We start from the raw sequence: 7,999 nt of genomic DNA on the forward strand, positions 1-7,999 counted from the left end.
AGGCAGCCACAAGCATCTTCGTGGTCAATATGAAACGAATTATGACCTTAATAAATACAAAATAACCGAGGAACTCGCTCAAATTGATGAGTGATTTCTCGGTTTTCATTTCATTAAAAGTAAGAGGCTTACTTTTTCAGTGGACTCTTTTTTCCCCAGTCTCTTTTCAGATGAATTTCTTGGTTGTGGCTAAAAAATATGCTACACTATCAATATGAAAATTTTAATCCCAACAGCAAAAGAAATGAACACAGACTTGCCAAGTATCGCAGCAACTCCTTTAAGACCAGAAAGTCAGGCTGTGCTTGATGCCTTGGCCCTCTATTCTGCTAGTCAATTGGAGAGTTTTTACAAGGTTTCAGCTGAGAAGGCAGCGGAAGAATTTCAACATATCCAAGCTTTGAAAACACAAACTGCTCAACACTATCCAGCCTTGAAACTTTTTGATGGGCTTATGTATCGTCACATCAAGAGAGACAAACTGACCGAGGCGGAACAAGATTATCTTGAAAATCATGTCTTTATTACCTCGGCTTTGTACGGTGTCGTTCCAGCCTTGTCACCCATGGCCCCTCACCGTTTGGACTTTTTGATGAAGTTAAAAGTCACTGGTAAAACTTTGAAGAGCCATTGGAAGGCAGCCTATGATGAAGCTATGAATGGTGAAGACCTAATTTTCTCCCTCTTGTCGTCCGAGTTTGAGACTGTATTTTCTAAGGAAATCAGAGAAAAAATGGTGACCTTCAAATTCATGGAGGATAGAGGTGGTCAGCTGAAGATTCACTCAACTATCTCCAAGAAAGCGCGTGGCGCTTTCCTGACAGCCCTGATAGAAAATCAAGTACAGACGGTTGAGGAAGCTCGTCGCTTAAGCTTTGCAGGATTTAACTACCGAGAAGACCTGTCCCAGCAACAGGAATTGGTTTTTGTAAAGAAAGTATAGAAATTAGATAAGAGAAAAAGTCAGCAGGAGCATGCTGACTTTTTTAGCTTATAAAGTATTGGACAAATGAATCTCATTTGATAAGGTATTGAGATGATTAACCAAATCCATGATTGAAAGGTGATTTCGGCAAATAAACTTTTTAGTGATGCCAGGAATATAGAAATTAGACACGATGATGTCATAATCTGTCTGATTTAAAATTTCAGGACTTGTTTCCAATTGATCCCAAATATCGAAGGTAAAGCGATTATTACAGTAATAGGAAAGCATATCCATTAAGGTGAGGGATAGGGCGTGGTCAAAGTTACTGATAATCAAAACCTTGATAGGCGGTCGATTGGCTAATAATTGAGTAGTGATATTTTCTGCATGGGTGAAGATGGTGTAAATCAAGTGCTCTAATTGTTCAGGATAATCATGTTGCCCAATTGCTTGCCGATAGGCGGCTAATTCTTGTCTTGCACTTTCCATAAAGTCTGGGAAATAGACCTTGAACTTTTCTAGTGTAATTCCCTTTTGCTCAAATAAGAGTGGTGTTGAAAAGGTTTCCTGTCTTTCAAAATAAGCCGTATTATGTAGGTGCCAAATGAGTTCATCATGATTAGCAAATTTAATATTAAATGCTTTAGATAATCGTTCCAAAATTTGGCTTAATAATTGATAAGAATAGCGAGATTCATCATTTTTATTTAAAGAATCAAAGAATTGCTGTGGATCTAGAAAAATATCATTTTGAAGAAAGGAAATGAAAATTTGGGCCACAATATCTGGAGTCATTTCCAGTCCAAATTGTTGAGAGAAGTATGCAAGCTTGTCCTCAAAATCTGGTAAATTCATTAAAACAGGATAGTAGTCTTGGTAAAAATGATTCGGCAAATCAATGAAATGTCCATTTTTTACTCGATGAATACTAATTGCGAGCATCAGCTTATACATTCTATAGATTGCAAATCGCATTGGGTAATTTGTGGATTTATAGAAGTAGTCAGCGAACTCTGTTATGACTTTTTCAGAAATATCTGGGAAAGGCCAGTCTAGAAAATAATACCGCTCTGAAAAGTATTGGGCATAAAAATAGCGAATATCGATTTCATTTCCATTCAGGGATGTTGGAGTAAAAGACAGTTCAATTTGGAATTGTTTCGAGAGAATGGTGGTGATTCGATTTCCTAAACGATAAAGATTGGCATTACTAGAATGCAGTTTTTCTACAGTTCGGTAAATAGGCAATCCTTCGTTAAAAAACATATATTCTAATAACTGAAAAGATTGGGAATGACTGAGGAAATAAATATAAATATCTTCTATACTTGCCGCTGTATCTAGATTTAGCATAATGCCATTGATAGAAGATTGAATTTTGAAGCTTGGGAATGCTGTTCGTAGTTCGTTTAAGTCATTTTTCAGGATACGCTCGGTGCATTCTAAAGTTTGTGCTAACTCGTTTAGACGTATCCAATCTCGTTTCTGAATGAGTATTTCAAGTAGTCGTAATTGTCGTTGTTCCTTTGTAGATAATAGAGATCTCATAGGGTTCTATCCTCCTAAGCTCATTATATCATAGTCTATAATAAAAATGCTAATGTTGATATTGTTAAGATGAAGAATAATCCGATTTGATCTTAAAACAATATTTATGAATCGAATATAGGAAGGTAATTAAATGTTAATGGAATATTTGTAATGATTTTGAGATTACATTTTTACCTCTATATTATTTTTCTGTACCATTTGTACCAAAATATGAGAATCATTTTTTTGTCAGTAAATTCACTTTGATTAGAACAATTTAAATGAATCTTGAGGGAAAAAATACTATATATTAATTTGTAAAACTATATTGAATTATATAAAAAATAGATGTAAATTGTATAGTATAAAATTATATTGAGGTAAAGAATATGAAACAGGCACAGAGAAAATCATTTGATTGGTATAAAATGCAACAACGTTTTTCTATTCGTAAGTATCACTTTGGAGCAGCTAGTGTACTGCTCGGAACAGCCTTAGTCCTAGGAGCAGGAGCCAAGGCCCAAACAGTACAAGCAAATGAACATTATGCAGAAGTTACTAACAGTGTTTCTGTTGATAAGATAGCAGAAGCTACTAAACCAGTAGAAGTTTCTACAGCTAAGAAAGAAACTACCTACGCAGCTCCAACTGTTGCTAATCCAGTAGAGGTGACTCCAGCTAAATCTGAAGCTGTTAAGGCAGCTGTAGAAAAGGTTGAAGAATCTAATGTGGAAAAAGAGGAAGTTTCTCATCAAAGTGCGGTTGATAAATCAAAATTACTGACTGCTCTTTCACGTGCAAGAAAACTAGATGACAAACTCTATACAGAAGCTAGTGTAAATAATTTGCAGGCAAGTATCCAAGCAGGTCAAAGCTTGATAGGAAAAGCAGGTGCAACTGAATCTGAAGTAGCAAAATCTGAGTCAGCTATTCGATCTGCTATCATTGGTTTAGAGGTTCGTTCTAGTTCTGATAGAGGAACTGTAACTGATACTCCTCTAGTGAAGCAAGACGATACAGCTGAAGCAAAAGAAGAGGATAAAGCAACTACAACAAGGACTGATCGCTCTGCTACTGGTAATGTGATTTCACCAACTAGTACACCTGCTAAAGTAGAAGCAACTTCATCTCTAAAATCTAGCAACGAAATATTGAAACCAGGTTTAAGCCTTTCTGATGCTCGCCAAAATCCAGCTATCCGTAAGGAAGACTTGGAGAAGGGGCATAGTGGTTTTAGAGCTGCTGGAAGTAGTTTTAGAGCGGGTGGTCCTGAGAATAGACCTATCTTAAATCCAGGAAATGCAATTACTTTTTCAAACATTTCGCAAGGATCACATAGTTTTCGTGGTATAGGACATTCAAGAAATGGTGAAATTCATTTTGATGTGACTACGGTACGTTATGTAAATAGAGTAGATTTTACAATTAAGTATTCTTCACCAGGAGAATTTGTTAATAATAATTTTATCTTAGATAAGGGGGCTGGATATGGTGAACCCAGCTCTGCATCTATTTCAACTAGATATGGAACTCAAACTAAACGTATTGGTAAAAGAGTTAACTTTGTTTCTCATTCAGGATATACTTTGGATTCTGCATCAGAAACAAATACGGAGCAAACGATTAGATTTAGTTTACCCATAACAAATCCTAGTGGAGATCTATCTCTTCGTTTACGTCCAGTAGCATTTAATGTAGACCAAGGTGCTGGAGGAGCTGCGACTAGTAATGATCCATATAGTAATTCTAACTATTACTATGAAACAGAGCCATTATATCTGGATGCAAACCCTACCCCTACTAATCCTTCAACAGCAAGTTTTACAACAAAAGTTGATTTTCAAACTCTTTATATACCGACTACTAAATTAGCAGAAGGGGCTACAGAGTTAGTTTCTGATGGAGAAGAGGGTGAAAAATCTCAAGCATATAGGCTTCATAAATTAGGAAATCAGTATGTTTTAGGCCTTCCTGTAGGAAATCCTACTACAGTAAAAGTGGCTAAACCACGTATAATGAAATATGGTATTGGCAAAATAGCTGCAGTTCAAAATAAAGTTGGAGACACTAATCATATTACATTTTATTTAGATAAAGATGGTGATGGTAACTATAATGCTGAAAAAGATGAATTAATATTAAATACAAATATTAATGACGGACAAAGAGGGCCAGCGGGACCAGCAGGAGCAACAGGACAAAGAGGACCAGCAGGGCCAGCGGGAGCAACAGGACAACAAGGAGCAGCAGGTCGAGATGGTAAATCATTAATAGCAGTTAAAAACGGTAATGAAACGAAAATTTATGAAGAAAATCCAGCGAGACCAGGTCAACCATTAAATCTAAATCGTCCACTAGCAACTATTACAGATGGTAGGGATGGAACTAATGGGCAGTCACCAACAATTACAGCAACAAGAAGTGTACAAAATGGAAAAAATGGAGTATTAGTAACAATAACTCCAGTAGGAGGACAATCTCAAACAACATTTGTAGAGGATGGACAAAAAGGAGCTGGTGGAAAAACTCCAACGGTGACTATAACTGATGGACAAAACGGAACACATACATTAACAGTACATAATCCTGATGGTAGAGATGAAACAACGATAATCCGTGATGGACAACAAGGACCAGCAGGACCAGTGGGACCAGCGGGGACAACAGGGCCAAAAGGGGCTGATGGAATAACACCAACAGTAACAGTTACAAATGGTCAAGATGGAACACATACAATTACAATTAATGATGGGAAAGGCGGCATTACAAATACAGTAGTAAAAAATGGGCTTGATGGATTTAGTCCTTTAGTATCAACGCGTAGAAATGAAGCTGATAAAACAACAACTGTTATCTTTTATTACGATAAAAATGGAAACAACGAATTCGATGCAGGCGATACAAAACTAAAAGAAGTCGTTATTGCAGATGGTGTCAAAGGTGAACGTGGAGACCGTGGTGAAACAGGAGCAGCGGGGCGTGACGGAAAAACTCCAAAAATCACAACTGCTCGTGGAGCAGACGGCCGTAGTACTGATATTACATTTACTATTCCTGGTGAAGAACCTGTAACTGTTAATGTAAAAGACGGAAAAGATGGACGTACACCAACTATTGACTTAAATGCCTTAGCAGAAGCAGCAGTAAGATTGAATAATCAAAGAAGCGGAAGAGTAAGAAGAGCATTAGCAGACGCCCCATCTACAGCACCAGCACCACAACCAGTAGAGGGTACTCGTATTACAGCATACTATGATAACAATGGTAACGGTAAATACGATCCAGGTGTGGATGAATTAATTGGTACAAGTGATATCTTGAATGGTACAAATGGACGTAATGGTGCAGATGGAGCTTCCGGTACAGATGGTCGTAATGGTGCTGAATTATTAAGTGGACCTAAAGCACCAACAGCAAATGATGGTAAAGATGGTGATACTTATATCGATGCTACTACAGGAGATGTTTACAAAAAAGAAGGCAGAAACTGGAACCAAATTGGCAACATCAGAGGACCTCAAGGATTACCAGGTCCTAAAGGTGACAAGGGAGAAAATGGTCGTGATGGCTTCACACCAGAAGTAACAGTGACAGACAACCATGATGGCACACACACCATCACTATCACTCAACCAGAAGGTCGTCCAGCTCTTACAACAATCGTTAAAAACGGAGTAGACGGCCAAACACCAAAAGTCAAAGCAGAACGTGATGAAGCCAAGAAACAAACTACTCTAACCTTCTACATTGACAAAGATGGCGATGGAAACTACACAGAAGGCACAGATACGCTCGTTCAAACATCCATCGTTAAAGACGGTCAAGACGGAGCAGTTGGACAAGCAGGACGTGATGGTAAAGAAGTATTAAACGGAAAAGTAGATCCAACACCAAGAGACGGAAAAGATGGAGACAGCTTCGTTAATACTGCCACAGGAGATGTCTTCGTTAAGAAGAACAATGCATGGGAACAAGCAGGCAACATCAAGGGTCAAAAAGGTGACAAGGGTGAGAACGGAAAAGACGGCTTCACACCAGAAGTAACAGTGACAGACAACCATGATGGTAGTCATACGATTACAGTTACGCAACCAGAAGGACGTCCAGCTCTTACAACAATCGTTAAAAACGGAGTAGACGGCCAAACACCAAAAGTCAAAGCAGAACGTGATGAAGCCAAGAAACAAACTACTCTAACCTTCTACATCGATAAAGATGGCGATGGTAATTACACAGAAGGAACTGACACGCTCGTTCAAACATCCATCGTTAAAGACGGTCAAGACGGAGCAGCAGGTCAAGCAGGACGTGATGGTAAAGAAGTATTAAACGGAAAAGTAGATCCACAACCAAGAGACGGAAAAGATGGAGACAGCTTCGTTAATACTGCCACAGGAGATGTCTTCGTTAAGAAGAACAATGCATGGGAACAAGCAGGCAACATCAAGGGTCCTAAAGGTGACAAGGGAGAAAATGGTCGTGATGGCTTCACACCAGAAGTAACAGTGACAGACAACCATGATGGTAGTCATACGATTACAGTTACACAACCAGAAGGTCGTCCAGCTCTTACAACAATCGTTAAAAATGGAGTAGACGGACAAACACCAAAAGTCAAAGCAGAACGTGATGAAGCTAAAAAACAAACTACTCTAACCTTCTACATTGACAAAGATGGCGATGGAAACTATACAGAAGGCACAGATACGCTCGTTCAAACATCCATCGTTAAAGACGGCCAAGACGGAGCAGCAGGTCAAGCAGGACGTGATGGTAAAGAAGTATTAAACGGAAAAGTAGATCCACAACCAAGAGACGGAAAAGATGGAGACAGCTTCGTTAATACTGCCACAGGAGATGTCTTCGTTAAGAAGAACAATGCATGGGAACAAGCAGGCAACATCAAGGGTCCTAAAGGTGACAAGGGAGAAAATGGTCGTGATGGCTTCACACCAGAAGTAACAGTGACAGACAACCATGATGGTAGTCATACGATTACAGTTACGCAACCAGAAGGACGTCCAGCTCTTACAACAATCGTTAAAAACGGAGTAGACGGCCAAACACCAAAAGTCAAAGCAGAACGTGATGAAGCCAAGAAACAAACTACTCTAACCTTCTACATTGACAAAGATGGCGATGGAAACTACACAGAAGGCACAGATACGCTCGTTCAAACATCCATCGTTAAAGACGGTCAAGACGGAGCAGTTGGACAAGCAGGACGTGATGGTAAAGAAGTATTAAACGGAAAAGTAGATCCAACACCAAGAGACGGCAAAGATGGAGACAGCTTCGTAAATACTGCCACAGGAGATGTCTTCGTTAAGAAGAACAATGCCTGGGAACAAGCAGGCAACATTAAAGGTCCTAAAGGTGACAAGGGAGAAAATGGTCGTGATGGCTTCACACCAGAAGTAACAGTGACAGACAACCATGATGGCACACACACCATCACTATCACTCAACCAGAAGGTCGCCCAGCCCTTACAACAATCGTTAAAAATGGAGTAGACGGACAAACACCAAAAGTCAAAGCAG

3 protein-coding genes are annotated in these 7,999 nt (G+C 39.1%); 2 read left to right on the plus strand and 1 reads right to left on the minus strand.

Going from position 1 to position 7,999, the window contains the following annotated elements; all coding sequences use genetic code 11:
• Positions 1–214: 214 nt before the first annotated feature.
• Positions 215–943 carry a peroxide stress protein YaaA gene (gene yaaA / locus RWO85_RS09200; RefSeq protein WP_314415479.1) on the plus strand — a complete coding sequence of 243 codons (729 nt, stop codon included), beginning with the start codon at positions 215–217 and terminating at the stop codon, positions 941–943.
• 48 nt (positions 944–991) lie between these two features.
• Here the strand turns inward: yaaA and RWO85_RS09205 are convergent, their stop codons facing one another.
• Positions 992–2,476 (minus strand): M protein trans-acting positive regulator PRD domain-containing protein, encoded by a 1,485-nt coding sequence (locus RWO85_RS09205; RefSeq protein WP_314415481.1) that lies wholly within the window; start codon positions 2,474–2,476, stop codon positions 992–994.
• A gap of 371 nt (positions 2,477–2,847) precedes the next feature.
• On the opposite strand from RWO85_RS09205, the gene RWO85_RS09210 reads away from it, so the two are divergent.
• The coding region (locus tag RWO85_RS09210) for a YSIRK-type signal peptide-containing protein (protein WP_314415483.1) at positions 2,848–7,999 on the plus strand (5,152 nt) is incomplete at its 3' end.

The sequence above is a fragment of the uncultured Streptococcus sp. genome (genome assembly GCF_963521865.1).
GTDB lineage: Bacteria > Bacillota > Bacilli > Lactobacillales > Streptococcaceae > Streptococcus.

Coding starts and splice junctions, on each gene's coding strand:
- yaaA (WP_314415479.1), top strand. CDS start 215: ATGAAAATTTTAATCCCAACAGCAAAAGAAATGAACACAGACTTGCCA.
- RWO85_RS09205 (WP_314415481.1), bottom strand. CDS start 2,476: ATGAGATCTCTATTATCTACAAAGGAACAACGACAATTACGACTACTT.